This window comes from Anoxybacillus ayderensis, from assembly GCF_000833605.1.
GTDB classification, from domain to species: domain Bacteria; phylum Bacillota; class Bacilli; order Bacillales; family Anoxybacillaceae; genus Anoxybacillus; species Anoxybacillus ayderensis.
Genome location: NZ_JXTG01000055.1, coordinates 1 through 956, shown reverse-complemented (window position 1 = coordinate 956; position 956 = coordinate 1). Strand labels below are relative to the sequence as shown.

At 52.4% G+C, this 956-nt stretch carries 2 rRNA genes; both read right to left on the bottom strand.

Going from position 1 to position 956, the window contains the following annotated elements:
- Nucleotides 1-601 (bottom strand): 23S ribosomal RNA (locus tag JV16_RS14845); the annotation flags it as partial.
- A 155-nt stretch (nt 602-756) separates the two neighbouring features.
- Nucleotides 757-956 (bottom strand): 16S ribosomal RNA (locus tag JV16_RS14840); the annotation flags it as partial.

Genomic DNA, 956 nt, shown 5'->3' with positions numbered 1-956 from the left:
CATCACCCATAAACGGGCTCTGACTACTTGTAGGCACACGGTTTCAGGTTCTCTTTCACTCCCCTCCCGGGGTGCTTTTCACCTTTCCCTCACGGTACTGGTTCACTATCGGTCACTAGGGAGTATTTAGCCTTGGGAGATGGTCCTCCCTGCTTCCGACGGGATTCCTCGTGTCCCGCCGTACTCAGGATCCACTCAGGAGGGAACGAAGTTTCGACTACAGGGCTGTTACCTCCTCTGGCGGGCCTTTCCAGGCCACTTCATCTACTCCGTTCCTTTGTCACTCCGTATTGAGTGTCCTACAACCCCAAGAGGCAAGCCTCTTGGTTTGGGCTGTTCCCGTTTCGCTCGCCGCTACTCAGGGAATCGCTTTTGCTTTCTTCTCCTCCGGGTACTTAGATGTTTCAGTTCCCCGAGTATGCCCTCCATACGCTATGGATTCACGTATGGATACTGCCCCATTACGGACAGTGGGTTTCCCCATTCGGAAATCTCCGGATCAACGCTTACTTACAGCTCCCCGAAGCATATCGGTGTTTGTCCCGTCCTTCATCGGCTCCTAGTGCCAAGGCATCCACCGTGCGCCCTTTCTAACTTAACTAAACACACTTTTCAGCCTGTTATCTAGTTTTCAAAGAACAATTTCAACCTCGTCTCCTCTATAGTGAGTAGACGCAGGCGCGAGTTGAGGGATATTCCCTCAAAACTAAACGAAGCGAAAAAGCGTTTTTTCATCATATCAATGATATCCCTTAGAAAGGAGGTGATCCAGCCGCACCTTCCGATACGGCTACCTTGTTACGACTTCACCCCAATCATTTGCCCCACCTTCGGCGGCTGGCTCCCGTAAGGGTTACCTCACCGACTTCGGGTGTTGCAAACTCTCGTGGTGTGACGGGCGGTGTGTACAAGGCCCGGGAACGTATTCACCGCGGCATGCTGATCCGCGATTACTA